The organism is Pseudomonas sp. RA_15y_Pfl2_54, from assembly GCF_963971015.1.
In the GTDB taxonomy this organism is placed as follows: Bacteria; Pseudomonadota; Gammaproteobacteria; order Pseudomonadales; family Pseudomonadaceae; genus Aquipseudomonas; species Aquipseudomonas baetica_A.
Map to the genome: position 1 here is coordinate 44,932 of NZ_CAXAPN010000007.1, position 25,615 is coordinate 70,546.

Annotated in this window: 20 protein-coding genes and 1 tRNA gene; 8 read left to right on the plus strand and 13 right to left on the minus strand. The window is 59.5% G+C overall.

What is annotated here, in order from left to right; all coding sequences use genetic code 11:
• Nucleotides 1–91: 91 nt before the first annotated feature.
• Nucleotides 92–2,107: an excinuclease ABC subunit UvrB gene (gene uvrB / locus AACY50_RS07010; protein WP_339538340.1), complete on the minus strand. Its 2,016-nt coding sequence runs from the start codon at nucleotides 2,105–2,107 to the stop codon at nucleotides 92–94.
• A 337-nt stretch (nucleotides 2,108–2,444) separates the two neighbouring features.
• Here uvrB and AACY50_RS07015 point away from each other — a divergent pair, with 337 nt between their 5' ends.
• Together AACY50_RS07015 and AACY50_RS07020 are read left to right on the plus strand one after the other, a co-directional pair.
• Complete coding sequence (locus tag AACY50_RS07015) at nucleotides 2,445–3,641, plus strand: amino acid aminotransferase (RefSeq protein ID WP_339465544.1); 1,197 nt, start codon at nucleotides 2,445–2,447, stop codon at nucleotides 3,639–3,641.
• A 131-nt stretch (nucleotides 3,642–3,772) separates the two neighbouring features.
• Nucleotides 3,773–3,973 (plus strand): hypothetical protein, encoded by a 201-nt coding sequence (locus tag AACY50_RS07020; RefSeq protein ID WP_339433440.1) that lies wholly within the window; start codon nucleotides 3,773–3,775, stop codon nucleotides 3,971–3,973.
• Here the strand turns inward: AACY50_RS07020 and AACY50_RS07025 are convergent.
• Nucleotides 3,970–4,200: a hypothetical protein gene (locus AACY50_RS07025; RefSeq protein ID WP_339433441.1), complete on the minus strand. Its 231-nt coding sequence runs from the start codon at nucleotides 4,198–4,200 to the stop codon at nucleotides 3,970–3,972. The genes AACY50_RS07020 and AACY50_RS07025 overlap by 4 nt on opposite strands.
• 228 nt (nucleotides 4,201–4,428) lie before the next feature.
• Between AACY50_RS07025 and AACY50_RS07030 the strand changes: the two genes are divergently transcribed.
• Nucleotides 4,429–4,504, plus strand: a tRNA-Asn gene (locus AACY50_RS07030).
• 124 nt (nucleotides 4,505–4,628) lie between these two features.
• Here the strand turns inward: AACY50_RS07030 and AACY50_RS07035 are convergent.
• Nucleotides 4,629–6,155, minus strand: coding sequence for a nucleobase:cation symporter-2 family protein (locus AACY50_RS07035; protein ID WP_339538342.1), 1,527 nt, complete (start codon nucleotides 6,153–6,155; stop codon nucleotides 4,629–4,631).
• A 254-nt stretch (nucleotides 6,156–6,409) separates the two neighbouring features.
• On the opposite strand from AACY50_RS07035, the gene AACY50_RS07040 reads away from it, so the two are divergent.
• Together AACY50_RS07040 and AACY50_RS07045 are read left to right on the plus strand one after the other, a co-directional pair.
• Entirely contained in the window at nucleotides 6,410–6,694 is a 285-nt protein-coding gene (locus AACY50_RS07040) for a BrnT family toxin (protein ID WP_221732919.1), read from the plus strand.
• 3 nt (nucleotides 6,695–6,697) lie between these two features.
• Nucleotides 6,698–7,030, plus strand: coding sequence for a BrnA antitoxin family protein (locus tag AACY50_RS07045; RefSeq protein ID WP_221732920.1), 333 nt, complete (start codon nucleotides 6,698–6,700; stop codon nucleotides 7,028–7,030).
• Nucleotides 7,031–7,033: 3 nt separating this feature from the next.
• On the opposite strand, the gene AACY50_RS07050 is transcribed toward AACY50_RS07045, so the two are convergent.
• The 3 genes from AACY50_RS07050 to AACY50_RS07060 form a co-directional block, all read right to left on the minus strand.
• Complete coding sequence (locus AACY50_RS07050) at nucleotides 7,034–7,861, minus strand: arylamine N-acetyltransferase family protein (protein ID WP_339538343.1); 828 nt, start codon at nucleotides 7,859–7,861, stop codon at nucleotides 7,034–7,036.
• A 124-nt stretch (nucleotides 7,862–7,985) separates the two neighbouring features.
• Complete coding sequence (locus tag AACY50_RS07055; protein WP_339433444.1) at nucleotides 7,986–9,428, minus strand: mechanosensitive ion channel family protein; 1,443 nt, start codon at nucleotides 9,426–9,428, stop codon at nucleotides 7,986–7,988.
• Between the two features lie 155 nt (nucleotides 9,429–9,583).
• Nucleotides 9,584–10,450: a pirin family protein gene (locus AACY50_RS07060; protein WP_339465546.1), complete on the minus strand. Its 867-nt coding sequence runs from the start codon at nucleotides 10,448–10,450 to the stop codon at nucleotides 9,584–9,586.
• A gap of 250 nt (nucleotides 10,451–10,700) precedes the next feature.
• Here AACY50_RS07060 and dkgB point away from each other — a divergent pair, with 250 nt between their 5' ends.
• Nucleotides 10,701–11,504 (plus strand): 2,5-didehydrogluconate reductase DkgB, encoded by an 804-nt coding sequence (dkgB, locus tag AACY50_RS07065; protein ID WP_339433446.1) that lies wholly within the window; start codon nucleotides 10,701–10,703, stop codon nucleotides 11,502–11,504.
• A gap of 5 nt (nucleotides 11,505–11,509) precedes the next feature.
• Here dkgB and AACY50_RS07070 read toward each other — a convergent pair whose 3' ends face one another.
• The 7 genes from AACY50_RS07070 to AACY50_RS07100 all read right to left on the minus strand — a co-directional run bounded on the left by AACY50_RS07070 (nucleotide 11,510) and on the right by AACY50_RS07100 (nucleotide 22,142).
• The gene (locus AACY50_RS07070; protein ID WP_339538344.1) at nucleotides 11,510–14,728 is read right to left on the minus strand and encodes a transporter substrate-binding domain-containing protein; all 3,219 of its coding nucleotides are present in this window, start codon (nucleotides 14,726–14,728) and stop codon (nucleotides 11,510–11,512) included.
• 10 nt (nucleotides 14,729–14,738) lie between these two features.
• Nucleotides 14,739–15,365 (minus strand): response regulator transcription factor, encoded by a 627-nt coding sequence (locus AACY50_RS07075; RefSeq protein ID WP_339433448.1) that lies wholly within the window; start codon nucleotides 15,363–15,365, stop codon nucleotides 14,739–14,741.
• A gap of 135 nt (nucleotides 15,366–15,500) precedes the next feature.
• Nucleotides 15,501–15,941 carry a chemotaxis protein CheY gene (locus tag AACY50_RS07080; protein ID WP_339465554.1) on the minus strand — a complete coding sequence of 147 codons (441 nt, stop codon included), beginning with the start codon at nucleotides 15,939–15,941 and terminating at the stop codon, nucleotides 15,501–15,503.
• Between the two features lie 191 nt (nucleotides 15,942–16,132).
• Nucleotides 16,133–16,849, minus strand: coding sequence for an MgtC/SapB family protein (locus AACY50_RS07085; protein ID WP_123533034.1), 717 nt, complete (start codon nucleotides 16,847–16,849; stop codon nucleotides 16,133–16,135).
• A 67-nt stretch (nucleotides 16,850–16,916) separates the two neighbouring features.
• Nucleotides 16,917–19,616, minus strand: coding sequence for a magnesium-translocating P-type ATPase (mgtA, locus tag AACY50_RS07090; RefSeq protein ID WP_339538345.1), 2,700 nt, complete (start codon nucleotides 19,614–19,616; stop codon nucleotides 16,917–16,919).
• A gap of 573 nt (nucleotides 19,617–20,189) precedes the next feature.
• Nucleotides 20,190–21,524, minus strand: a complete 1,335-nt coding sequence (locus AACY50_RS07095) for a lysine N(6)-hydroxylase/L-ornithine N(5)-oxygenase family protein (RefSeq protein ID WP_339538346.1) — start codon at nucleotides 21,522–21,524, stop codon at nucleotides 20,190–20,192.
• Between the two features lie 135 nt (nucleotides 21,525–21,659).
• Nucleotides 21,660–22,142, minus strand: a complete 483-nt coding sequence (locus AACY50_RS07100; RefSeq protein WP_339538348.1) for a sigma-70 family RNA polymerase sigma factor — start codon at nucleotides 22,140–22,142, stop codon at nucleotides 21,660–21,662.
• A gap of 323 nt (nucleotides 22,143–22,465) precedes the next feature.
• Between AACY50_RS07100 and AACY50_RS07105 the strand changes: the two genes are divergently transcribed.
• Together AACY50_RS07105 and AACY50_RS07110 are read left to right on the plus strand one after the other, a co-directional pair.
• Nucleotides 22,466–23,635 carry an efflux RND transporter periplasmic adaptor subunit gene (locus tag AACY50_RS07105; protein WP_339538349.1) on the plus strand — a complete coding sequence of 390 codons (1,170 nt, stop codon included), beginning with the start codon at nucleotides 22,466–22,468 and terminating at the stop codon, nucleotides 23,633–23,635.
• Nucleotides 23,636–25,609 carry a MacB family efflux pump subunit gene (locus AACY50_RS07110; protein ID WP_339538350.1) on the plus strand — a complete coding sequence of 658 codons (1,974 nt, stop codon included), beginning with the start codon at nucleotides 23,636–23,638 and terminating at the stop codon, nucleotides 25,607–25,609.
• The last annotated feature ends 6 nt before the right edge of the window (nucleotides 25,610–25,615 follow it).

Consider the following 25,615-nt stretch of genomic DNA (forward strand, 5'->3'; position numbering starts at 1 on the left):
CCCTTCGCGAGCAAGCCCACAGGACTTATGTGAACAACACAGATCCAGTGTGGGAGCGGGCTTGCTCGCGAAGGGGCCCTAAAACCACCCATCAAACAGCCAAAAGCCGCTCGCGCAGTTTGGCAATCTCATCACGCATCTGCGCCGCCGCTTCAAACTCCAGATCCCGCGCCAACTGATACATCTTCTCTTCCAGCGCACGAATACGTTTGGTGATCTCGCTTGGTGAACGCAATTGGGCTTCGTACTTGGCGTTCTCCTCGGCGGCCTTGGCCATGCCCTTGCGCTTCTTGCTGCGTGAGCCCGGCACGGTGGCGCCTTCCATGATGTCAGCAACATCCTTGAACACACCTTTCGGGGTGATACCGTTTTCCAGGTTGAACGCGATTTGCTTGTCGCGACGTCGCTCGGTTTCGCCAATCGCCCGCTCCATCGAACCGGTCATGCGATCGGCATAGAGAATCGCCCGGCCATTGAGGTTACGCGCGGCGCGGCCGATGGTCTGGATCAGCGAGCGCTCGGAACGCAGGAAGCCTTCCTTGTCGGCATCAAGAATCGCCACCAGCGACACTTCCGGCATGTCCAGGCCTTCACGCAGCAGGTTGATCCCGACCAGCACATCAAAAGTGCCGAGACGCAGATCGCGGATGATCTCGACCCGTTCGACCGTGTCGATATCCGAGTGCAGATAGCGCACGCGCACGCCGTGGTCGGCGAGGTAATCAGTAAGGTCTTCGGCCATGCGCTTGGTCAGCGTGGTCACCAGCACCCGCTCCTCGACCGCCACGCGCTTGGTGATTTCCGAGAGTAAATCATCGACCTGAGTAAGTGCCGGGCGCACCTCCACTTGCGGGTCGACCAACCCGGTCGGACGCACCACTTGCTCCACTACCCGCCCCGCATGTTCGGCTTCGTAGTTACCCGGCGTGGCCGAGACGAAAATCGTCTGCGGACTGACCCCTTCCCACTCGTCGAAACGCATTGGTCGGTTGTCCAGCGCTGATGGCAAACGGAAACCGTATTCCACCAGGGTCTCTTTACGCGAACGGTCGCCCTTAAACATCGCGCCGACCTGCGGCACGCTGACGTGTGATTCATCGATCACCAGCAAGGCATCGGCCGGCAAGTAATCGTAGAGGGTCGGCGGCGCCGCACCCGCCGGACGCCCGGACAAATAGCGCGAATAGTTTTCGATGCCATTGCAGTAGCCCAACTCGAGGATCATCTCCAAATCGAAACGGGTACGTTGCTCCAGACGCTGAGCCTCCACCAGTTTGTTGTTGCTGCGCAGGTATTCCAGACGCTCCTGCAACTCAACTTTGATGTGCTCGATGGCGTCGAGCAGAGTCTCGCGCGGCGTTACATAGTGGCTCTTCGGGTAGAAGGTGAAGCGCGGCATCTTGCGGATGACTTCGCCGGTCAGCGGGTCGAACGCGCAAATGCTCTCGACCTCGTCGTCGAACAGTTCGATGCGGATCGCTTCCAGATCCGATTCCGCCGGGTAGATGTCGATCACGTCGCCGCGCACGCGGAAGGTCGCGCGGGCAAAATCCATGTCATTGCGAGTGTATTGCAGGTCAGCCAGACGCCGTAGCAGCGCGCGCTGATCGAGTTTGTCGCCGCGATCGACGTGCAGCACCATCTTCAAATAAGTTTCCGGGCTGCCCAGACCGTAGATGCACGACACCGTGGTGACGATGATCGCGTCCTTGCGCTCCAGCAGCGCTTTGGTCGCGGACAGCCGCATCTGCTCGATGTGGTCGTTGATCGACGCATCCTTCTCGATGAAGGTATCGGACGACGGCACATAGGCTTCGGGCTGGTAGTAGTCGTAGTACGAAACGAAGTATTCGACGGCGTTGTTCGGGAAGAACGCCTTGAACTCACCGTACAACTGCGCTGCGAGGGTTTTGTTCGGCGCCAGCACCAGCGTCGGGCGCTGTATCTGCGAGATGACATTGGCGATGCTGAAGGTCTTGCCCGAGCCGGTCACACCGAGCAGCGTCTGGTGCGCCAGCCCGGCTTCGATGCCCTCCACCAATTGGCGGATGGCTTCTGGCTGATCGCCGGCGGGCTCGAAGCGGGTGACTAGCTGGAATTCGGACATAAACACCTCTGGGATCGCGGCATTCCGAACAAAGCGGAGCACCACGGGGACGAGCGCAAACGACCGATGTCGCGCAAGAAAAAACCTGGATTTTGCTCAATGTGGTGGCGATTGCCTCACCTTTCAAGGCAAACGTCCTACATCGGGTAGAGACTCTGACACGACCATTAGACTAACGGTCGAGAAATAATCGGAAAAACTTACCTCAAAAGCCAATTCGCCTGTCGCCATTGCTCGGTGATGGCCTCTATACTAGCTCCCCGTTTGTGCACCGCTCTAGTGCATTCGGCTGGAGCGCGACACGTCCCTCCACTCTCCATTCAGAGCCGCCGTAATAATGAGCCTGTTCTCTGCTGTCGAAATGGCACCCCGCGATCCAATCCTGGGCCTCAACGAAGCATTCAACGCCGATACCCGAACCACCAAGGTCAACCTGGGCGTTGGTGTTTACTGCAACGAAGAGGGGCGAATTCCACTTCTGCGCGCCGTGATCGAAGCTGAAACCGTTCGCGCAGCTCAACACGCTTCGCGCGGTTACCTGCCGATCGATGGCATCGCTGCCTACGACCAGGCCGTGCAAAAGCTGCTGTTTGGCAACGACTCGCCGCTGATCGGCGCCGGTCGCGTCATCACCACTCAAGCCGTCGGCGGGACTGGCGCACTGAAAATCGGTGCTGACTTCCTCAAGCAACTGCTGCCGAACGCAGTCGTGGCGATCAGTGACCCAAGCTGGGAAAACCACCGCGCGCTGTTCGAAACCGCCGGTTTTGCGGTGCAAAACTACCGTTACTACGACGCTGCCACCCACGATGTGAACCGTGCCGGCATGCTCGAAGACCTCAACGCCCTGCCGAACGGCTCTATCGTTGTGCTGCACGCTTGCTGCCACAACCCGACCGGTGTCGACCTGACTCCGGCGGACTGGAACAACGTGCTGGACGTGGTCAAAGCCAAAGGTCACGTGCCGTTCCTCGACATGGCTTACCAGGGTTTCGGTGACGGTATCGACGAAGACGCCGCTGCCGTGCGTCTGTTCGCTGAATCCGGTCTGACGTTCTTTGTGTCGAGCTCGTTCTCCAAGTCGTTCTCCCTGTACGGCGAGCGCGTTGGCGCCCTGTCGATCATCAGCGAGTCGAAAGAAGAAAGCGCGCGCGTGCTGTCGCAGGTCAAGCGCGTCATCCGCACCAACTACTCCAACCCGCCAACTCACGGTGCAAGCATCGTGGCTGCCGTGCTGAACAGCCCGCAGCTGCGCGCTCAGTGGGAAGCCGAACTGGCTGAAATGCGTCTGCGCATTCGCGGCATGCGTGAGCAAATGGTCGACCTGCTGGCGCAAAAAGCGCCACAGCGTGACTTCAGCTTCGTCGGTCGCCAACGCGGCATGTTCTCCTACTCCGGCCTGACCACCGAACAGGTTCACCGCCTGCGCAACGAGTTTGGCATCTACGCCCTGGACACTGGCCGCATCTGCGTGGCGGCATTGAACCAGAGCAACATCAAGGCTGTAACGGATGCGATTGTTCAGGTCATCTGATTTCGCAGCGTGATGAAAAACGGGAAGCCTTAGGGCTTCCCGTTTTTTATTGCCCCGGAATAATCCCGATACCCTCTAGACTGCACACAATTAAGTTTTGTGTATATCCGAGTTTTCTGAAGAGAACCCACATGAAAAACGACAACCTGCGCGCTGACCGTGACGATCTGGATGACTTCATTCCACGCCAGCCGGCCAAACGCGGCAATAACCTGGTACTGCAAGTCGCAGCCGGCGTATTCCTCGGTGGCCTGGCGCTATGGCTGGTGCAACTGGCGGCCACTGCGGCTTACACCACACTGATGCTCGGTACCCTGACTTTCGGCAGTTAAGCCAGTTCAGTCGCTCGCTGACTGGCAGCATCGTCATAGGCGACATACAGCGATTCGGCGATTTGACTTTTGATCGCCTTGGTGCTTTCCAGGCCAAGAACAAAACCTTCAGCCTTACCGCCTGCACGGTTCAACGCTTCAGCGTTGCTGGCTTGAGTGATCGCGTCGAAGAGTTTTTCGGCGTGTGGACCGACGCCTTTGGGCAGGCTGATTTGCGCAATGCTCATGCGTACACCTCACTTGTGCGGAATTTGAAACTCGAGTGATTCATGGCGCGTACCTTTTCGGCGAATGGCCGGCAGCGCGTGATATCACTTCCGGGCGGCCATGGTAGACCTCCGGCGCTGTTCTGGTAACCGCCAATCGCGGATAAACCACCGTCCGTCCCGGTGAATCACTTATTTTGCTAATCGATGCTTGACTTCTCTTTTTGAATCAGTAACATACGCACCAATTCCGCAATAGCTCAGTTGGTAGAGCAAATGACTGTTAATCATTGGGTCCCTGGTTCGAGTCCAGGTTGTGGAGCCAAATAGCAAAGCCCCTGAATCGAAAGATTCAGGGGCTTTTTTTGTGGCCGCTCGAATATATCTTATTCCCTTGAAACGAAAAGGCCGATCGGTCTCCAGATCGGCCTTATGCATTCAGTCAGCGGTCAGACATGCTCACTGCTTTTCGCCTGTACCTTCGGCGCACCTTGGCCATGGTCATGCTCCGCATCAGGCTCGATCACTGGCACTTCCTTGCCATCGCAGTCATGCAGTTTGCCGTCGCTGAAGTAATCGCCCTCACGCAGCGCCGCCAGATCACGATAGCGCAGGGTGCGCTCTTCCGCCGCTGCAAACACCGATTGCTGGTCCGAGTTGCCGGTGGTGAAGTGGTTGAACGCCAGGTTGAGCGCGATCGCCATGATCGCCGACGAGCTGATGCCCGAGTGGAAAATGGTCGCGAACCAGCTCGGGAAGTGATCGTAGAAGTTCGGCGCGGCAATCGGAATCATGCCGAAACCGATTGAGGTGGCCACAATGATCAGATTGACGTTGTTGCGGTAATCCACCTTCGACAGGGTGCGAATACCGCTCGCCGCGACGGTGCCGAACAGCACGATACCTGCGCCGCCGAGCACCGATGTCGGTACTGCCGCAATCACCCGCCCCATGAACGGCAACAGGCCTAGGATCACCAGGAAGACACCGCCGGTGGCCACCACATAACGGCTTTTGATGCCTGTCACCGCCACCAGCCCGACGTTCTGGGCGAAGGCGCTTTGCGTGAAGGAGCCGAAGATCGGCGCAAACATGCTCGACAACATGTCCGCACGCAGACCATTGCCCAGACGCTTGGAGTCGACCTTGGTGCCGATGATCTCACCGACCGCGAGGATGTCTGCCGACGTCTCTACCAGCGTCACCATGACCACGATGCACATCGACAGGATCGCGGCGAAGTGGAACGTCGGCATGCCGAAGTGGAATGGCGTCGGGAAGCCGAACATCGGGCCTTGAGTGACGCTGGAGAAGTCCGCCATGCCAAGCAATACCGCCAGTACCGTGCCAATCACCATGGCCAACAGGATCGACAGACGCGAGATCGTGGAGCTGCCCACCTTGCTCAACAGCAACACCAGCACCAGCGTAACCGCCGCCAGCCCGATGTTTTGCATGCTGCCGAAGTCCGGCGCGTGGCTGTTGCCGCCCATGGCCCAGCGTGCGGCCACCGGCATCAGCGTCAGGCCGATAGTGGTGATCACGATGCCGGTCACCAAGGGAGGAAAGAACTTGGTAATTCGCGAGAACACCGGAGTGATCAGCAGGCCGATCAAGGATGCGGCAATCACAGCGCCAAGTACCGACTGGAAGCCACCCTCCCCGCCACTGCTGACGATCGCGACCATGGTCGCAACGCCGGAGAACGACACACCTTGTACCAGCGGCAACTGACAGCCAAAGAACGGCAGACCCAGGGTTTGCAGCAGTGTTGCCAGCCCCCCCGCAAACAACGAAGCAGCGATCAGCAAACCAATGTCTGCCGGCGAAAGCCCGGCTGCCTGACCGATGATCAGTGGCACCGCAACGATACCGCCGTACATGGTCAGAACATGTTGCAGGCCGTAAGCCATATTCGCGCCGACCCCGAGATTTTCATCCTCGGGCCGTTGGTGTGAAACATGGGGCGTTTTCATGGTGGGGGGTCCCTGGTTTTTGTTATGCGCACACTGTATTCAATAGTCGTTACAAATGTCCATAGAGTTGTATACAACTTACCAGTCACATAATGGATAGGTAGCCACCCAACCTTCTATCCCGCTGCTCGCATCCCCCCACAAATCCGGCAACACATCCCCGTCTGACCTTGCGTCATCACCCACTAGGCTGAAGTGCTCATGGCGACCGACGGTGTGGTCGCGCCCTTTTTTATACATATAAAGTATGCATAATAAAGTCATTCGACATTCAGTACGACAAAAGCAAGAACGCGGCCAACAAACTCAAGCACAAAGGTGTCAGCCTCGCCGAGACCGAACCGGTCTTTCACGACGAATGCGCGCTGACGATTGAGGACAACGACCATGCAGAGCCACGCTGGATCACCCTGGGCCTCGACGGTAAGGGACGGTTGCTGGTCGTTGCGTACAGTTACCGCGAAGCCAATGTCATTCGAATTATTTCTGCGCGTGTCGCCACCCCAAGCGAGCGTCGCCAATATTCTTTAGAGGCTTGATCGATGAAAGACGAATTTGACTTCTCTCAAGGCAAACGCGGCGCCGTGGCGTCCACCAAGGGTAAAACCCGCATCACCATCATGCTCGACGACGCGGTCATCGAGGCCGCTCGCACCGTGGCGGAAAACGAGGGGTTTGGGTATCAGACGGTGATCAATAACACCCTGCGCCACGCCTTGCTCAATGGCACAGAGAGTCAGGGCCCGGCCGAGTCAGGCCACTGCGGGCAGTTCAAGAAAGGTATTACTGCCGCCGACCTCAAGAGTCTTGAGAAAAAGCTGTCGGCGGCCGTCGGGGAGATACGCCGGGTACTGGAGCCAGAGGCGAAGCCCTAGGCTTCAGGCGGGGACAATCATCCGCCCCAGCGCGTGGCTCAGGCGCGGTTGTTGAGGCAGGCGAAGATCGAATTCCTGCTGCAACAACTCGATCAACTCATCAACATCCGTCACCTCCCGCCGTTCACTGGCGGAGCCCATGCGATGGATCGCGAAACTACCGTTGTTCAGCGTCTTGCGCCAGCCGTTACCCGTGTGCGCGACCATAAGGCGTTGGCAGAACGGCGATTCCGGGTGGGTCGAGACGTACCAGTTGCCTATGGTGTAATCGATGTCTTCCTGGCGTTGCAGGTCAAACAGGTACATGGGGCGCCATTCACCTGCAACGTTGGCGCGCAGCATGTAGCCATCGGCACGGTTTTCGATGCGATACGGTTCGTGTGGCGTGGTTTGTTCGGCCTCTGTGTCGAGCATCAACGGTGCAGTTGGCACCATGCCACCGAAGCCGACATCGGTGATGTAGCGCACGCCATCCAACGTCACCAGACTCAGACGGTGCGTACGTGCGGTCCAAGTACCTTCAGGCTGATTCATCACCACTCGCCCACTGATGGCCCGGGCATCGAAGCCCAATTCAAGCAACAGGGCAAAAAACAGGTGATTGAGTTCGTAGCAGTAACCGCCACGGCCATCGTGCAGGACTTTCTGCTCTACAGAGGCAAGGTCGATCAACACCGGTTCACCGCCGATCGTCGACAGGTTCTCGAAGACAAACGCGCCCGTGTGGAGCAACTGCAATTGACGCAGGGTCTCAAGCGTCGGTGCGGGTGGAGCATCGAAGCCGAGACGTCTCAGGTAACCTTTCAGATTTGTCAGGCGTGGTTCGCTCATTGCCCAGTCCTTTTGCATATGGCTGCGGATCGCTCCGCCGATGGCTGACTAAAATAACCCAAAAGATGCCGAGGCGATCCTTGAGACACAAATACCGCAGGCAATCGCACCAGTGCCAAGCCACTCAGGCGCGATGACGCAACCATTGCAAAAAGCCTTTTTTCGGCACGATGACCGGCGCGTCCTCGGTCAGGGATTGCGCTTTGTACAGACGGTAATCGAGCAAGGTTTGCATCGCGTCGCTGATGTCGTGGCGGGCATCCAGGCACGGTTTCAGGTAAGTCTTCTCGATGCGGTACAACGCGCAAAAGGTCTTGGCGGTAAACGTGGCGGGCACCGACGAATCGGAAAGAATGCCGGCCTCGCCGATCACTTCGCCCGGCCCCATGCGTGCGGACTCGAACGGTGCGCCATGGCGGGTCAGCGCCACAGTGACCACGCCGGATTCAATGATGTACAGGTGATCGCTGACCTCCCCGGCGCCCAGAATCTGCTCGCCGGCGCGGAAGGATTGCAGGGTCATGTTCTGGCTGAAGGTGTCTTTCTCTTCCTGACGCAACGTCGAGAAAATCGGTGAGCTGTCGAGCAACGCCCGCGGCCGCGAGAGATTGCCCGGCACGACAGGCTCGGCCCTCGACAGCAGATTGACCCCGGATGCCTGCAAGTGCCGATACGCCAGGTCGAACAGTTGATTGCGCACCACACGTTTCTCGCCCATCGACGCGACGAAACCATTGATTTCGTACTCTGCCCCATCGCTGCCAGCGTTTTTGAGCGCCACACTCGGCGCTGGGGTGTCCAGAAGCTGACGACAGCCCTGCATCGCGCGCTCCAGCGCATCGATCACCGTGCTCGGTCGCGCATGCGGGCTGACTTGCACACTGACGGCCACGCCGAACATGTTGCTCGGCCGGCTGAAGTTGATGATCTTGGCCTTGGCCGCCAGCGAGTTGGGAATCACCGCCATGTTGCCCTGGCTGGTTTGCAGGCGGGTGGCACGCCAGTCGATGTCGGTGACCCGACCTTCGGTGCCGTCGATGGAGATCCAGTCATCGAGTTGATACGGCTTGGTGGTGTTGAGGACGATCCCGGAAAACACATCGCTCAACGTGCTCTGCAAGGCCAGACCGACGATGATTGCCAAAGCGCCAGACGTCGCCAGCACACCTTTGACCGGCAGATCCAGCACGTAGGCCAACGCCGCAATGATCGCGATCAGAAAGATCACGGCACCCAACAAGTCCTGTAGCAAACGCCCAGTGTGCCCGACCCTCTGCATCATCACCGCGCCGATCAACACCGTCAGGGTGCGTGCGCCGAACAGCCACCAGGCAATCTGCAACCCGGTCGCCGACAAGTGCAGCGGCACATTGTCCGCCCAGGGTGCAGGCTCCAGCGGGTTGAGACCTTCGTTGAAGAGCAGCGCACTGAACACACTGAAAATCAGCACCCGCACCAGCAATTTCCACTCACTGCCACGGGCGCTGATCAGACGCCACAGCCCGAGGTCGAGCAGGATCAGGATCAACGCGCAAAACAAAGGGTGTTCGGTCAGCAGAGACAGCATCAAACAACTCCGACGGGGGGCCAATCGCGAGAAGATCGCACAGATTGGGGACAGTGTAGGAGTCATTGACTTCAGAAAATGAGCACGACTTCACTGACAACAAGAAAACCTGTGGGAACAAGCTTGCTCCCACAATGTTTTGGGTGATGACGGCGTCAAGCGTGCATTCGACCAAACCGTCCGGACTGGAAATCGGCAAAGGCCTGATGAATTTCCTGCTCGGTGTTCATCACGAACGGGCCATGGCCGACGATCGGTTCGTCGATCGGCTCGCCGCTGAGCAGCAACACCACCGCGCCCTGGCTGGCTTCGAGGGTCAGTTGATGGCCGTGGCGCTCGAACAGCACCAACTGCCCTTCGCACGCAGTTTGCAGACCGTTGACCTGCACCGAACCTTTCAACACCACCAATGCGGTGTTACGGCCCTCGTGCAGATCGAGCGTCAGCAACTTGCCGGCGTTCAGACGCAAGTCCCACACATCGATTGGCGTGAAGGTGCTCGACGGGCCTTGATGGCCTTCGAACTCACCGGCGATCAGGCGCAGGCTGCCGGCGTTGTCCTTGAGCGCGATGTTCGGGATCTCGCTATCGAGAATCGTCTGGTAACCCGGCGCGGCCATTTTGTCTTTGGCCGGCAGGTTGACCCACAACTGGACCATCTCCAGATTGCCGCCGGTTTTGGCGAAATTCTCGGAGTGGAATTCCTCATGCAAAATCCCGGAAGCAGCCGTCATCCATTGCACATCGCCGGGGCCGATGGTGCCGCCGCTGCCGGTTGAGTCGCGGTGCTGCACTTCGCCGTCGTAAACAATGGTCACGGTTTCAAAACCGCGATGAGGATGCTGGCCGACGCCGCGTCGCTCGGTGGTCGGGGTGAATTCGGCGGGACCGGCATGATCGAGCAGCAGGAACGGGCTGATGTGTTTGCCCATGCTGTCGTAGGAAAACAATGTGCGAACCGGAAAACCATCGCCGACCCAATGGCCCCGAGGGCTGGTGTAGATACCGATGATGTTTTTCATGGAGGGCTCCAATAGGGTGAGTGAGGCGATGGATTAAGCTTAAATCCATGACTATTAATGCACTAGACGGCAAAAATCGGCCTCTGCGTTCTATCTCCTGAACGATGCGCTGGCGAAAGGCCCAGACAACACAAACATCCGAAAAGATTCATGCCCTGAGGTCAAAGGTGCTTTGTCCCATCCACGGTTTTTCCTGTGGATGCAGGCGCGGATACTCCTGTCCATTCCCACTGCAACCCTGGAGTCCTTCATGTCTGTTCCCGCTTTCGGTCTTGGTACGTTTCGCCTGCAAGGCCAGGTGGTCATTGATTCGGTGAGTACCGCCCTTGAACTCGGCTACCGGGTGATCGACACCGCGCAGATCTACGAAAACGAAGCCGACGTCGGCCAAGCCATCGCTGCCAGCGGCATCGCCCGCGAAGACCTGTTCATCACCAGCAAGATCTGGGTCGCCAACTTTGCCAAGGATCGCTTGATCGACAGCCTCAAGGAAAGCCTGCAAAAACTGCAGACCGATTACCTCGACCTGACGCTGATCCACTGGCCTTCGCCGGACGATCAAGTACCGGTCGAGGTGTTCATGGGCGAACTGCTTGAAGCCAAGCGTTTGGGCCTGACCCGGCAGATCGGCATTTCCAACTTCACCATCGACCTGATGAAACAAGCGATTGCTACCGTCGGCGCCGAGAACATCGCAACCAACCAGATCGAGCTGCATCCCTACCTGCAAAACCGCAAAGTGGCCGCGTTCGCCAACAGCCAGGGCATTCACATCACGTCGTACATGACCCTCGCTTACGGCGAAGTGCTCAAGGATCCCGTGATTCAACAGATTGCCGAACGCCTGCACGCCACCCCGGCGCAAGTCACGCTAGCCTGGGCCATGCAATCGGGGTATGCGGTGATCCCGTCATCGACCAAACGCGCCAACCTGCAAAGCAACCTCGGCGCAGCCACACTGACCTTGAGCGACGCCGACATGGCGCAAATCGCCACGCTGGATCGCGGCCATCGCCTGACCAGCCCCAAAGGCCTTGCGCCCGACTGGGATTAATCGGCTCAGGCCTGAAGACGTTGCGCGAGGCCGTGCATGGCCGCGCGCAACGCATTGATCGCCACGATAATGACGACGGCTTCGGCCTCTCGACAAGCCTGCTCAAGATCAGCGCACGCCGACACTACCCGCTCCGCGCCCACCATCTGTGCTCCGCCCTTGATGTGATGGGCCAGTTCGCGCAGCCCAGCGTGGTCGTCCCTGGCGTTCAAATCGTCCAGTCGTTGCAGGTCGTGATGCAGACTGTTCAACACTTCGTCACGCAGGCGCGCGATCAACGCGAGATCATCGCCGGCCATTTGCTCCAGTGTGCTCAAGTCGATTTCTGTCAGGGCAATATGCTCGGTCGAATCGACATCGCTCGCGCATTGGCTCGCGCCATTCAGGGCCTGCTGCAGATCGTGCAAACGGATCGGTTTGAACAGACATTCGTCCATGCCGGCTTCAAGACAGCGAACCTTCTCCTCGACCTGCGCGTTGGCGGTGAAACCCAGAATCAGGCAAGGGGCACGGCCGCTCGCGGCTTCTTCGTCACGGATTGATCGTGCCAGTTCATAGCCGTTGCGCCGGGGCATGTTGCAGTCGGTGATCACCACATCGAACGGCTGTGCCCGCCAACACTCCAGCGCTTGATGGCCGTCCTTGGTGTCGACCGTGACATGCCCCAGCTCACTCAACTGCCAGCCGAGTAACAATCGGTTCACCGGATGATCGTCCACCACTAGAACGCTCAGGGCGTGTACCGGCGCGCCCAGGATTTGAGCGGTCGCCGGGTTCTGCGCGAGCGCGACCAGCAGCGGCAACTCAAGGCTGACTTCAACTTGCGTTCCGTGGCCGGGTTCGCTGTCCAGCCGTAACGCGCCGCCCATCATTTCGCAGAGGCTGCGACTGATCACCAGGCCCAGCCCGGAACCGCTGCGCACCGATTGCGCGTTATTGCTGGCCTGAACGAACGGACTGAACAGCCGTTGCCGATCCTGTGCGCGGATACCGATTCCGCTGTCTTCGATGACCACTCTCACCGCCAGTCGCTCAGCCGATGTTGCGGTCACCGCAAGCCACAGTCGCACCTCGCCCTCCTCGGTGAACTTGATCGCGTTGCTCAGCAGATTCGACAGCACTTGCTTGAAGCGTGTCGGGTCAATCAACACATCGACGTCACTGCCGGCATCTAGCTCGATCTGCCACAGCAAGCGCTTCTGGCGCGCCAGCCCTTCGAAAACCCGGCATACCGACACCACCAGTTCACGCAGATTGGCCCGTTCGGGGGCCAGGGACAAATGCCCGTTTTCAATACGTGCAATGTCGAGAATGTCGCCGATCAGGGCCAGCAATTGTTGCCCGGCGTTGGAGGCCACCTGAATCGCCAAGCGATCAGTCACGCCTTCATCGGCCCTTTTCAGCGCCAGTTCGAGCATGCCGATCAACGCATTCATCGGTGTGCGGATCTCGTGGCTCATGGTCGCCAGAAAAGTGGTCTTGGCCCGATTGGCGTCGTCCGCAACGTCCTTGGCTTCCTGCAATTGCTGCAACCATTGCTGACGCTGGCGGATTTGCCTGCGCTGAAAACCGATCCAGACCAATGCCAGTAACAGCAGGCTCGCCGCCGCGACAAATCCCAGGACAATCATGCGGCGATGACGCAGCCAATAGCTATCCTCCACCACCACATCGTGCCCCCAGCGCTCGACCAGTTCGTCCATCTGCTGCGGGGCGATGCTCAGCAGTGCCTTGTTCAGGATCGAATGCAGTATTGGCGCCTGCGGCGAAGTGGCCAGCGCGATACGGGCGGGTTGATCACCCACGGTACCGGTAATGCGCAGACGCGAGCGGTACTGGCGGGCAATCAGATAACGCGCCACCAGCAACGAGCTGACCGTCGCGTCCACTTGGCCTTTGGCGATCAGCGCCATACCTTCGGCGGGACTTTTGACTTCGACCAGGTGAATCGCGGGTACGCGCCCCAGCAGATAAGCGCGCAATGGGTGACCACGATAAATCGCCATGCGCTTGCCCGCCAAGTCGTCGAGATTGCGAGGGCTCTGCGCAGTGGCCGCACTGACCAGCACAAAGGGATTGTTCAGATAGGCCCGGGTGAACTGCAGTTCGGTTTCACGCTCACTGCTGGGTGTCACCACGGGCAACACGTCAAGCGCCTCGGTCTTCAGTTGCTCGATCTGCCGGTCCAGCGAGCCCCCGCGCACGATCTCGAAATGCAGCCCGCTACGCTGGCTGATCAAGTTCAGCAATTGCGCCGAAAGCCCACTGAAACGGCCATCTGCATCAAAGAACGTCAGCGGGGCGAAATCTTCGATGCCGCCGACTCGCACCACAGGGTGTTGGCCCAGCCATTGCTGCTCTGCGGTACTGAGTTGCACCTGCGTCTGTTCGGCCATCTCGGCGAGACCCGCGCTCCAACGCTGTTCTATGCGCAGACGATGCTCCATGGGAATGCTCGCCAACGCCTTGTCGACGAGGCGTCTGAGGCGCACATCGGTTCGCAACAGCGCAAAGCCGAACGGATTGGCATCAAGCCCCGACGGCCCGGCCAATTGCAAGTCGTTGCGATAATTGGTGTTGATCAAGTAGTTGGCACTGATGAAGTCGCCCAGATAAACGTCATCTGCGCCAAACGCCACTGCGCCGAGGGCATCCATCGCCGAAGGGTAGCGCTGCACGAGCGCTTCGGGATAAAACGCCTGCACGCTCGCCAGCGGCAGATAGTCTTCGACCATGGCGACACGCTTGCCGGCCAGGTTCACCGGCAACGTTTCACCGAGCCGGGTCACCAGCATCGGCTGGTCGTCAGCATAGGCCCGAGACAGCATGATTTGCGGGTCAGCGACCTCAAAACTGTTGGACGTACCCAACAGATCGACATCACCGCGTTTGAGCGCAGCCATCACCGCATTGCGGTTGGCATAGCGCCGGACCTCGATGCCGATGCCGAGCAGTTGCGCCAGCAGATCGGCGTAATCGGCCGTGAGCCCTTCCAGTTCATGCTGATTGCGGGTGATCTCGAACGGCGGATAGTCAGGCCCGGACACGCCCATGCGCAACACCGCGTGCTGACGCAGCCTTTGCCGATCCTGCTCGTCCAGAGCAAGCTGGACGCTTTGCAGATCGGTGCGGGTCAGCACCTCCAGCCGCTGCGGCGGTTCACTCGCCCAACAGACGGCCAAAAGGCTCAGCCACAGCCAGCAAATCCGTAATACCAGCCTCATGACCCGGCGCTCAGAGCAAATGATTGCGCTTGGCGAAATCGCGCAAGTGCACCGCCGAGCTGACCCCAAGCTTCTTCATCAGACGGGTTTTGTAGGTACTGACGGTCTTGTGACTCAGGTGCATGTCCTCGGCAATCGTCTTGTTGGCTCTGCCCTGCCCCAGTTGCACAAAAATGCTCAACTCCCGGTCAGAGAGTTGATCGACCATCTGCTTTTCCGTGGTTTGCACGGCGTTCAGTGCGCTGACATTGTCCGGCAGCGCGGAAAAATAGGTGTAGCCCGACATCACCGCCTGAATGGCTTTATGCAGTTGTTGCAACTGATTGGTCTTGGTCACGTAGGCCATCGCCCCCGCACGCAGACAACGTTCCTGGTAAAACAAGGGATCGTGGGAACTGAAGACCAGAATTCGGCAGTCAAGGTCGCTGGCCTTGATTCGCGCCAGTACATCCAACCCGTCAAGCACCGGCAAACGCAGGTCTAGCACGACCAGTCGGGGTTTGTGCTCACGGATCAATGGCAGCACCTCGTTGCCACTGGACGCCTCGTGGATCTGCTTGAAACCCTCGGTTTGCAGCACGATTCGGATGGCGGCGCGCACCACCGGATGATCGTCGACGATCAGCGCAGACTTCATACCCACTCCCAGTGCAAAATCTGGCGATAGGACCACCGGCATGGGCTCATCCAGACTCAGTGGTTGCGCAGCGACTGTTGCACGGAACGGAAAGCGAATCACCTGTCAGACCTGACAGTTGCGGCAAACGTATTTTTATGCGTGGGCTCGACTTCGCACAAACTGATCCTGGTTCCAGGCTGACGATTGATGCTCGGTGGATGCCTCGACCCGCGACATCAAGTGCCTGATCGCTTGCGCATTGGGTAACGCCGCGTGACTGACTTGCACGTTTTCCTGGGCGAACCCCGAAGCCAACTGCAGCGGCGCCGAAGGATCGTTGTATATCAACGCGTGACGGACCTGCGGGTTTTCCAGCAGAAAACCCGGCAGGTCCAGTGAGCCGGCCGTCAGCTCGGCATTGATGACGACCACATCAAACGGTTCACAGCCGTACTCCACAAGGGTCAGCAACTCGACAAGGCTCTGCACAGGGGCAACACGGTAGTAATCGAGGCCATTGAACAGACGTTCGACGTTCATCCGGTGAAAATGCTGCGAGTCGGCGATCAGGATGCGCAGGGTTTTATTGATCATGCTTGATCTCCTGGTGGTGACGGTTTCTGAAGGCGGCAAGCCTACGCAAGCCCTGAGACGCTATCTGTAAGAATTTTCCTAAAAAACCGCTCATTTTTCCGAGCTCTGCACCACGCTGCGCTGTTGCAGCCACCTCAAAAAATCGGCCCCGGCCATCGGCCGTGGATGCCTAGGTAGGATATTTCCCAGCGCTAATCGGTTGTACTCGGACTCCAGAACGCCTGCACCACCAGCGTCGACGTCGAGATCCGCGCCACCAGTGCGTCGAGTTCATCACCATCGACCGAGGTGGTTGCCAGCGTCGCTTCGATCTCGATTTCATCGGCGCCAAAGGCATGCACGTCGACATCGCTGGCCGGGTAGTTACTGCGTTCAAGCTCCGCTTCGAGCAAGGCAAATACGGCTTTTTGCTGCGAGCGTCGGGCGATGACGTAGACGATGTTGGTGACTTCGGCCGAGACCACATCCAGCGGCTGACGGTTGATATTGTTGACGATCGGCCGCAGCAAGGTGTTTGCCGCAAGGATGAACAGCGTGCCGAGCACCGCTTCGGCGAGCAGGTCGGCACCCGCGCAGGCGCCGACCGCAGCCGATGTCCACAGGGTCGCGGCGGTGTTCAGGCCACGCACGTTGCCTTCTTCGCGCATGATCACCCCGGCACCGAGAAAACCGATGCCGGAGACCACGTAGGCAACCACGCGCACCGCGCCTTCAGCGCCGGCAAGACGGTTGGCCATGTCGACGAAAATTGCCGCGCCAACGGCGACCAGCACATTGGTGCGCAGGCCGGCGGTGCGCTGCCGGTACTGGCGCTCGAAGCCGATCAGGCCTCCGAGAATGAAAGCCGCGCTGAGGCTGACGAGAGTGTCGAGCAGCGAGGTGAGATTGAGGTTGTTGATGGCTTGCATGATGAAGTCCTCCTTGAGAACGCATCCCTCCTGTGGGAGCAAGCCCGCTCCCACAGGTACGGTGGTGTTACTGCCAGCCGAACCGGCGGATGTAGAAGCCTTTGACCGCTTGGGTCAGGGCCATGTACGCCAGCAAAATCACCGGCAGGAACACGAAGTACAGCGATGGCAGCGCCTGCAGTTTGAAGTAATGCGCCAACGGCCCCATCGGCAGGAAGATGCCGACCGCCATGATGATCCCGGTCATCACCAGCAGCGGCATGGCGGCACGGCTTTGCAGGAACGGAATCTTCGGCGTGCGGATCATGTGCACGATCAGCGTCTGGGTCAGCAGCCCGACCACGAACCAGCCGGACTGGAACAGCGTCTGGTGATCGGGGGTGTTGGCATCGAACACGTACCACATCAAGGCGAACGTGGTGATGTCAAAGATCGAACTGATCGGGCCGAAGAACAGCATGAAACGCCCGACGTCGCCCGGCTGCCAGCGTTGTGGTTTTTTCAGCATTTCGTCATCGACGTTGTCGAACGGGATGGCGATCTGCGAAATGTCGTAGAGCAGGTTCTGCACCAGCAGATGCATCGGCAGCATCGGCAGAAACGGAATGAATGCACTGGCCACCAGCACCGAGAAGACGTTGCCGAAGTTCGAACTGGCGGTCATTTTGATGTACTTGAGCATGTTGGCGAAGGTTCGGCGCCCTTCAAGCACGCCCTCCTCCAGCACCATCAGACTCTTTTCCAGGAGGATGATGTCCGCCGCTTCTTTGGCGATGTCCACCGCGCTGTCCACCGAGATACCGATATCAGCGGTGCGCAGTGCCGGCGCATCGTTGATGCCATCGCCCATGAACCCGACCACATGCCCATTGCCTTTGAGGGTGCGCACGATGCGCTCCTTGTGCGATGGCGTCAGCTTGGCGAAGACATTGGTGGTTTCCACGGCCACCGCCAGTTCGGCATCGCTCATGCGCTCGACGTCGTTGCCCAGCAACAGGCCCTGTTGCGCCAGGCCGACTTCGCGGCAGATTTTTGCGGTCACCAACTCGTTGTCGCCGGTCAGCACCTTCACGGCGATGCCATGTTCGGCCAAGGCCTTGAGCGCTGGCGCGGTGCTTTCTTTCGGTGGATCGAGGAACGCCACATAGCCGATCAGCGTCAGCAGCGCCTCATCGGCCAGGCTGTAAGTGTCGCGACCTTCAGGCATCGATCGGGCTGCCACCGCTACCACGCGCAAGCCCTCAGCGTTGAATGCGGCGGTGACCTGACGAATCCGGGTCAGCAATTCATCGCTCAAGGCTTCATCGACGTCGCCGTGACGCACACGAGAGCACACCGCCAGCACTTCTTCCACCGCGCCTTTGCAGATCAATTGATGCGCCTGACCACGCCCTTCGACCACCACTGACATGCGCCGACGGTCGAAGTCGAAAGGGATCTCATCGACCTTGCGAAACGCCGTGCCGACCTTGAGTTCACGGTGGACTTCGACGTGTTCCAGCACCGCCACATCCAACAGGTTTTTCAGGCCGGTCTGGTAATAGCTGTTGAGATAAGCCATTTCCAGCACGTCGTCCGAGTCTTCACCCCAGACGTCGACGTGGCGCGCCAGAAAGATCTTGTCTTGGGTCAGGGTGCCGGTCTTGTCGGTGCACAGCACGTCCATGGCGCCGAAGTTCTGGATCGCATCGAGGCGTTTGACGATGACTTTTTTGCGCGACAGGAATACCGCGCCTTTGGCCAACGTCGAGGTGACGATCATTGGCAGCATTTCCGGGGTCAGGCCCACGGCAATCGATAGCGCGAACAGCAGCGCTTGCGTCCAGTCACCCTTGGTGAAACCGTTGATGAACAACACCAGCGGCGCCATCACGAACATGAAGCGGATCAACAGCCAACTGACTTTGTTGACGCCTTGCTGGAACGAGGTAACGGCCCGATCCGTCGCGCCCACGCGTTGCGCCAGCGCACCGAAATACGTGCTGTTACCCGTGGTGAGAATCACCGCCACCGCCGTGCCCGAGACCACGTTGGTGCCCATGAACAAAATGTTGTCCAGCTCCAGCGGGTTGCGCGTGTCGCGATCCGCCTGACGTGGGAATTTCTCCACTGGCATCGACTCGCCGGTCATCGCCGCCTGACTGACAAACAGGTCTTTGGCGCTGAGCACGCGGCAATCGGCAGGAATCATGTCACCGGCCGACAACACGATCAGATCGCCGGGCACCAGTTGTTTGATCGGCACTTCAGTGCGTGGCTCATCACGGCGCATGACGGTGGCGGTGTTGCTGACCATCGCCTTGAGCGCATCAGCCGCCTGGTTGGATTTGCTTTCCTGCCAGAAGCGCAACAGCGTCGACAGCACCACCATGGAGAAAATCACCACGGCGGCTTGCAGATCTTCGGTCAGCCACGAGATCCACGCCAGCAGTGTCAGCAGCAGGTTGAACGGGTTTTTGTAGCAGTGCCACAGGTGGGTCCACCATGGCAGCGGTTGCTCGTGTTCGACTTCGTTGAAACCGTACTGCGCACGCAGCGCATCGACTTCCAAGTCGGTGAGGCCGTCGCAATGGGTGCCCAGTGAAGACAGCAATGCACCACTGTCGCAATGGGCAGCATCGACCAGCGTGTTGGCCAGAGTGGGGGGGACTTCACGGCTGACCGTGGTGTCGGTGATCGATTCCAGCAACGCCAGACGACGGAAGTGCCGGGCGAAGTGACGGGTCCGCAGAAAGCCTGCGAAAAATTCCTTGAGCGTAAGTTTCATGGCTGTTGCCCCTATGGTCAGCCGGGAAACCGTCAAGCAGGTACGGCCGCGCCTGTGCCGCCGGAAAAACCGGCACGGCAAGGCTTGGCGCGCCGGTCAGAAAAGACAGGCGTGTCGATAGGGCTGCGATGACGACGATGAGTCGAAATCACGCTCTTTCAGTGTCGATGAGAAGGAACGTCCAGACATGACCCAGGACGGGCCATGCACGGGATGCCGCTGCTCGCTTTTACGGCGAGACAACGGCACAAAAGAGGCGCGTTATCTTGCCGAGAATCTGCCGGTTATCGAGACCGGCCGACAACTGTCACTCGAACAAGTACCCACTGTGGGTCTCCGCTATTGATGAAAACGCGCGAAGCTTACGCCCCGATATCTGGAGAGTAAACCGGCAAAAGGAGGTGTATCGGGGAATTACAGGGCTCTTCAGGAAGGGTTCAGGATTCAGAATTTGTGTTGCTTCAAATGGCCCCTTCGCGAGCAAGCCCGCTTCCACATTTTCTCCTGCGTACACAGAAAAACAGTGTGGGAGCGGGCTTGATCGCGAAGGCGATGAATCAGTCGCAGCAGAATCTAGCTGGCAGTCGCCAACAACAGATCCGCCATCGAACGATGCCCACGATGCTTGCCATGCTCATACAACGAGCCGGCAATTTCATCGGCACGAATCGGCAGCACCGACAGCAGTGTGTCGCTCAAACCATGGCTGGCCTGGCAGAAACCCTGCATGTAGATGCCTGCCTTGCAGCGCTCATCGGTGATCACTTTGTAGTGGCGATCGACCTCGAACTCGCCCAGGTATTCTTCCAGCGGCGCCAGCAGTTTGCGGTGCATCTGCCGCTCGTAACCGGTGGCCAGCACCACGGCGTCGTAAAGGCGCACGGTTACCTCGCCGGTGGCGTTGTTGCGCACGGTCAGCTCGATACCGTTTTCGGTGGCGGTGGCGTTTTCGACGGTGGTCAGGGTGCGGAAGGCATGGCGGGCAATCCCGGACACCTTCTGACGATAGAAGATGCCGTAGATGCGCTCGATCAAATCGATGTCGACCACCGAGTAGTTGGTGTTGTGGTACTCGTTGACCAGACGCTCACGCTCGGCGCTGTTTTGCTGGAACACCAGGTCAGTGAACTCCGGCGCGAACACTTCGTTGACGAACGGGCTGTCGTCGGCTGGCTTGAGGGCCGAGCCGCGCAGGATCATGTCGACCTGCACCGACGGGAACGAATCGTTCAGATCAATGAAGGCTTCCGCCGCGCTCTGCCCGCCACCGATGATCGCAATGCTCATCGGCTGATTGCTCACGCACGGCTGCCTGGCCATCTGTGACAAGTATTGCGAGTGGTGGAACACGCGGCTGTCGCCCTTGAGCGCCTTGAACGCCTCGGGAATACGCGGCGTGCCGCCGGCACTGACCACCACCGAACGGGTGGTCCGCGCATGTTGCTGACCTTGACTGTCGCGGGAAATCACGCGCAGCGCTTCGACCTGATGGTTGTGCAGCACAGGCTCAATGGTCAGCACTTCTTCGCCATAACGGCTCTGCTCGGTGAACTGCCCGGCGACCCAGCGCAGGTAGTCGTTGTACTCCATGCGGCACGGGTAGAAGGTGCCGAGGTTGATGAAGTCCACAAGGCGGCCGTGATACTTGAGGTAATTGACGAACGAGTACGGGCTGGTCGGATTGCGCAGGGTCACCAGATCCTTGAGGAAGGAAATCTGCAGCTCGCTCTGAGTCGACAGGGTATTGCCGTGCCAGCTGTAGTTGGCCTGCTTGTCGAGGAACAGCACATCCAGCTCGCCCTGGCTCGGGCCGCGCTCTTGCAGAGCGATGGCCAGCGCCAGGTTCGAAGGGCCGAAACCGACGCCGATCAGGTCGTGAACGATGGGCGATGCAATTGCCTGTGTCATTTCCAGTGTCCTCTGGATGAACCCCTCAACAGCGGGGAAAGGAAAGCCTAAGTGACCTGACCGGCCTTGAGCAGGACGGCAGGTCGTCTGTTGAGTAGGAACGAGAACAGTGAAATAAAATTTAACGACGACGGCTCAATGGGCATCCCATTGTTTGATCCGCAGACGGCAATGTTTCATCGCATTGACGATGTGCTTTTCCACCAGGGCCTTGGAAATACCGAGCTGTGCGGCGATTTCCGGGTGCGACAGGCCGTCGATCTTGCGCAATAGAAAACTGTCGCGGCAGGCGGGCGACAGTTCAGCCAGCGCACGCTGGAGCATTTCCAGACGCTGGCCGTGATCGAGGGTGCCATGGGGGGAAGGCGTGAAATAGCGCTCTTCGTTGTCGAGCACTTCCAGCGGCTCGACCTGGCGCAGCGCGTTGCGTCGATGATCATCGATGACCAGATTCAACGCCGTACGATAAAGGAAGGCCCGGGGTTGCTCGATGGGTGTGTCGCTGGAACGCTCCAGCACCCGCAGATAAGCGTCATGCACCACATCCTCGGCAACCTGACGGTTGCCCAGCTTGGCGTTCAGGAAACACACCAGCTCGCGATAGTAGTTTTCCAACATGACTCCCGGCCGCAAAAGGTGCGGTTTGTGTCCTTGAGCACACTGATCGATCACCCCGCGATGAGCGGTAGCAAGATAGTGGCAACGTAAGGTGCGTAATTTATAGTAATTCTCATATAGATTTAAAGTAGCGTTTGTCTTTGCCCGATAAATAGTCCTGTTCTATAGCTGTTACTGGGTGTGTCCGCGCTTAAATTCCCCTGCACTTTCCTCGTTTACAGGACAGCTCCCCGTGTCTGTCGCGCCCTGCGACGGCGTTCAGCGCTGCCCGAATCCGTGTGCCAGCCGAACGACGGGCCGATTTCCACTGGCCGGAACCCTGCATGAAACGTCCCCGCCCCGCCCGACGCGCCCTGCTTGTAGTCCTTTGTCTGATCCCCGTTGTCGCTTACGCCGCGTGGCAGATCATGCCTCCGGGTCGGGATAGATTCGCCACCGTGCAAGTCACCCGTGACGATATCGAAAGCAGCGTCACTGCACTCGGCACCCTGCAACCACGCCGCTATGTGGATGTGGGCGCGCAGGCTTCGGGCCAGATACAGAAGATCCACGTAGAAGTCGGCGACGTGGTCAAGGAAGGCCAGTTGCTGGTGGAAATCGACCCGTCGACGCAGCGGGCCAAGCTCGATGCCGGGCGCTTCTCCGTCGAGAATCTAAAGGCGCAATTGCAGGAACAACGCGCCCAGCATGAACTGGCGCAACAGAAGTACCAGCGCCAGCAGCATCTCGCCGCCGGCGGCGCGACCCGCGAAGAAGACGTGCAGACCGCCCGCGCCGAGCTGAAAGCCACGCAGGCCCGCATCGACATGTTCCAGGCGCAGATCCGTCAGGCCCAAGCCAGCCTGCGCAGCGATCAGGCCGAACTTGGCTACACCCGCATTTATGCGCCAATGGCCGGTACCGTGGTCGCTCTCGATGCGCGCGAAGGCCAGACCCTCAATGCCCAGCAACAGACACCATTGATCCTGCGCATCGCCAAGCTCTCGCCAATGACGGTGTGGGCCGAGGTGTCCGAAGCCGACATCGGTCATGTCAAACCGGGCATGAGCGCGTACTTCACCACCCTCAGCGGCGGCCACCGGCGCTGGAGCAGCACTGTGCGGCAGATTCTGCCAGTGCCACCCAAACCGCTGGATCAGACCAGCCAGGGCGGCGGCAGCCCGGCCAGCAGCAAAAGCGGCAGCGCCCGCGTCGTGCTGTACACCGTGCTGCTCGACGTCGACAACACCGACAACGCCTTGATGGCCGAGATGACCACCCAAGTATTCTTCGTCGCCAATCAAGCCAAAGATGTCCTCACTGCACCGGTCGCGGCATTGCAAGGCAGCGACACGGCCAACCTGCAGACCGCTCAGGTAGTCGCCGCCAACGGCAACATTGAATCTCGCGAGGTGCGCACTGGCATCAGCGACCGGCTCAAGGTGCAGATTCTCGATGGTTTGAGCGAAGGTGATCACTTGCTGATCGGCCCCGCTGTCGGCAGCGGAGACTGAATGCAAACGCCTCTGATTGACCTGAAGGACATCCGCAAATCCTACGGCGGCGGCGACGCGCCTGAAGTCCACGTGTTGCGCGGTATCGATCTGACGATCCAGGCCGGCGAGTTCGTGGCGATCATCGGCGCTTCCGGCTCCGGCAAATCGACGCTGATGAACATCCTCGGCTGTCTGGACAGGCCAACGTCAGGTGAGTATCGCTTCGCCTCAGAACATGTTGCCGGCCTGAACAGCGATGAGTTGGCCTGGCTGCGCCGCGAGGCCTTCGGATTCGTGTTTCAGGGCTACCATTTGATTCCGTCCGGCTCGGCTCAGGAAAACGTCGAGATGCCGGCCATCTACGCCGGCACGCCGGCCGCCGAACGCCATGCCCGCGCCGCCGCCCTGCTTGATCGTCTCGGCCTCGCTTCACACCTGGGCAACCGCCCCCATCAACTCTCCGGCGGCCAGCAGCAGCGGGTCTCGATCGCCCGCGCCTTGATGAACGGCGGCCACATCATTCTCGCCGACGAACCCACCGGGGCCCTCGACAGCCACAGCGGCAAAGAGGTCATGGCGCTGCTCGACGAGTTGGCGAGCCTGGGTCATGTGGTGATCCTCATCACTCACGATCGCGAAGTGGCAGCGCGGGCCAAACGCATCATCGAAATCCGCGACGGTCTGATCATCAGCGACAGCGCCCGAGACAATCCCGAGGCACAGACCACGGCCAACCCCGGCGCCTTGCAGGCGGTGGATTTGCGCAAGCGTCTGGCCGAGGGTGCCGAGGCCACCGGCGCCTGGAAAGGTGAGCTGGTGGACGCCTTGCACGCGGCATGGCGGGTGATGTGGATCAACCGCTTCCGCACCGCCCTGACCCTGCTCGGGATCATCATTGGCGTGGCGTCAGTGGTGGTAATGCTGGCGGTAGGCGAAGGCAGCAAGCGCCAGGTCATGGCGCAAATGGGCGCATTCGGCTCTAACATCATTTATCTGAGCGGCTCCGCGCCCAATCCGCGCACGCCGCCGGGAATCGTCACCCTCGACGACGTCCATGCACTGGCGAGCCTGCCGCAAGTGCAGCGAATCATGCCCGTCAATGGCGCCGAGGCCGGCGTACGTTACGGCAACGTCGACCATATGAGTTATGTCGGCGGTAACGACACAAACTTCCCGGCAATCTTCAACTGGCCCGTGGTGCAAGGCAGTTATTTCACCGACGCCGACGAAGCGAGCGCAGCGGCCGTTGCAGTGATTGGCCACAAGGTCCGCAGTAAATTGCTCAAGGGTGTGAGCAACCCCATCGGCCAATACATCCTGATCGAGAACGTGCCCTTCCAGGTGGTCGGCGTGCTGGCGGAAAAAGGTGCCAGCTCCGGCGACTCCGACAGCGACGACCGCATCGCCGTGCCCTATTCGGCGGCCAGCGTGCGCCTGTTCGGCACCCGCGATCCCGAATACGTGGCCATCGCTGCCACCGACGCCCGCCGGGTCAAGGAAGCCGAACAGGCCATCGAGCAACTGATGCTGCGCCTGCACAACGGCAAGAAAGATTTCGAACTGACCAACAACGCCGCGATGATCCAGGCCGAGGCGCGCACGCAGAACACACTGTCACTGATGCTCGGTTCGATTGCCGCGATCTCGCTGCTGGTGGGCGGTATCGGCGTGATGAACATCATGCTCATGACTGTGCGCGAACGCACTCGCGAGATCGGTATCCGCATGGCCACCGGCGCCAGGCAGCGCGACATCCTGCGCCAGTTCCTCACCGAGGCGGTGATGCTCTCGGTGGTCGGCGGCATCGCCGGCATCGCCTTGGCGCTGATCGTCGGCGGCGTGCTGGTGCTCAGCGAAGTCGCCGTGGCGTTTTCCTTGACCGCGGTGCTTGGCGCCTTCGCTTGCGCCCTGATCACCGGTGTTGTCTTCGGCTTCATGCCGGCCCGCAAAGCTGCCCGGCTCGACCCGGTCACAGCCCTTACCAGTGAATGATCGATC

Excerpts from the sequence above, each read along its gene's own strand:
- dkgB (WP_339433446.1), top strand. The coding sequence starts at position 10,701 with ATGTCTGTTCCCGCTTTCGGTCTTGGTACGTTTCGCCTGCAAGGCCAG.
- AACY50_RS07095 (WP_339538346.1), bottom strand. The coding sequence starts at position 21,524 with ATGACACAGGCAATTGCATCGCCCATCGTTCACGACCTGATCGGCGTC.
- AACY50_RS07055 (WP_339433444.1), bottom strand. The coding sequence starts at position 9,428 with ATGCTGTCTCTGCTGACCGAACACCCTTTGTTTTGCGCGTTGATCCTG.
- AACY50_RS07025 (WP_339433441.1), bottom strand. The coding sequence starts at position 4,200 with ATGAGCATTGCGCAAATCAGCCTGCCCAAAGGCGTCGGTCCACACGCC.
- AACY50_RS07100 (WP_339538348.1), bottom strand. The coding sequence starts at position 22,142 with ATGTTGGAAAACTACTATCGCGAGCTGGTGTGTTTCCTGAACGCCAAG.
- AACY50_RS07035 (WP_339538342.1), bottom strand. The coding sequence starts at position 6,155 with ATGAAAACGCCCCATGTTTCACACCAACGGCCCGAGGATGAAAATCTC.
- AACY50_RS07110 (WP_339538350.1), top strand. The coding sequence starts at position 23,636 with ATGCAAACGCCTCTGATTGACCTGAAGGACATCCGCAAATCCTACGGC.
- AACY50_RS07045 (WP_221732920.1), top strand. The coding sequence starts at position 6,698 with ATGAAAGACGAATTTGACTTCTCTCAAGGCAAACGCGGCGCCGTGGCG.
- AACY50_RS07075 (WP_339433448.1), bottom strand. The coding sequence starts at position 15,365 with ATGAAGTCTGCGCTGATCGTCGACGATCATCCGGTGGTGCGCGCCGCC.
- AACY50_RS07085 (WP_123533034.1), bottom strand. The coding sequence starts at position 16,849 with ATGCAAGCCATCAACAACCTCAATCTCACCTCGCTGCTCGACACTCTC.
- AACY50_RS07070 (WP_339538344.1), bottom strand. The coding sequence starts at position 14,728 with ATGAGGCTGGTATTACGGATTTGCTGGCTGTGGCTGAGCCTTTTGGCC.
- AACY50_RS07015 (WP_339465544.1), top strand. The coding sequence starts at position 2,445 with ATGAGCCTGTTCTCTGCTGTCGAAATGGCACCCCGCGATCCAATCCTG.
- AACY50_RS07105 (WP_339538349.1), top strand. The coding sequence starts at position 22,466 with ATGAAACGTCCCCGCCCCGCCCGACGCGCCCTGCTTGTAGTCCTTTGT.
- AACY50_RS07060 (WP_339465546.1), bottom strand. The coding sequence starts at position 10,450 with ATGAAAAACATCATCGGTATCTACACCAGCCCTCGGGGCCATTGGGTC.
- AACY50_RS07080 (WP_339465554.1), bottom strand. The coding sequence starts at position 15,941 with ATGATCAATAAAACCCTGCGCATCCTGATCGCCGACTCGCAGCATTTT.
- AACY50_RS07020 (WP_339433440.1), top strand. The coding sequence starts at position 3,773 with ATGAAAAACGACAACCTGCGCGCTGACCGTGACGATCTGGATGACTTC.
- uvrB (WP_339538340.1), bottom strand. The coding sequence starts at position 2,107 with ATGTCCGAATTCCAGCTAGTCACCCGCTTCGAGCCCGCCGGCGATCAG.
- AACY50_RS07050 (WP_339538343.1), bottom strand. The coding sequence starts at position 7,861 with ATGAGCGAACCACGCCTGACAAATCTGAAAGGTTACCTGAGACGTCTC.
- mgtA (WP_339538345.1), bottom strand. The coding sequence starts at position 19,616 with ATGAAACTTACGCTCAAGGAATTTTTCGCAGGCTTTCTGCGGACCCGT.